The 842-nt window shown below is 54.6% G+C and carries 1 pseudogene; it reads left to right on the forward strand.

Annotated elements, in window-relative coordinates:
* The first annotated feature begins 68 nt into the window (after window positions 1–68).
* Window positions 69–826: pseudogene (locus TH25_RS24620) on the forward strand (IS5 family transposase).
* Window positions 827–842 lie beyond the last annotated feature (16 nt).

An 842-nucleotide genomic window follows, 5' to 3' on the forward strand; every position in this document is an offset into this window, starting at 1 on the left:
TAGGGTCAGAACTCATTAACCTTTAACTGATTCAATGATCTGGAACGCAATATATGGAGTTCCGGAACATGAAGGGGCAATTCTGGCTTTCCGACGATCAATGGGCGTTGATCAAACCACATCTGCCATACCGTGCGGCGGGTCGGCGGCGAGAAGATGATCGTCGTATCATCAGCGCGATCATTCACGTGCTGCAATCTGGCTGTCGTTGGCAAGATTGCCCTGCCGACTACGGCCCATCCACCACGGTCTACAATCGTTATAACCGCTGGTCGCAAAAAGGCATTTGGCAATACCTGTTTGCTGAGTTGACGGCCACCTTGGCGGGCACACCCGAGGAAATCTCCGTAGATAGTACCCACATCAAAGCCCATCGTTGCGCAGGAGGCGGAAAAGGGGGGCTTCTGTTCAGGCCATCGGTCGCACCAAAGGTGGGCGCAACACCAAGGTCCACGCAATAAGCGATCAATACTGCCGCCCCTTGGCCTTCTATCTGACGCCCGGCCAGGCTGCTGACATCACCGGAGCCGTGATGCTCGCCAATCACCTTCCTCCAGCAAGATATCTGCTCGCCGACAAGGCATATGACGCGGATCACTGGCGGGCTTGGCTCATACGGAGAAAAATCCAGCCGGTCATCCCCAACAAGGCCAATCGCAAGCATCCATATGCCTTCAACCGGAACCGCTATCGCGGTCGGAATGTCATTGAGCGCATGTTTGGCCGCCTGAAAGACTTCCGACGAGTTGCCACTCGCTACGACAAGAATGCTGACAATTTCATGGCCGCATTATGCCTTGCTGCGCTCGTCTGCTACTGGATTTGAATGAGTCTGGACCCTA

Origin of the sequence: Thalassospira profundimaris, assembly GCF_003326755.1 — a bacterium.
Classification (GTDB): domain Bacteria; phylum Pseudomonadota; class Alphaproteobacteria; order Rhodospirillales; family Thalassospiraceae; genus Thalassospira; species Thalassospira profundimaris_B.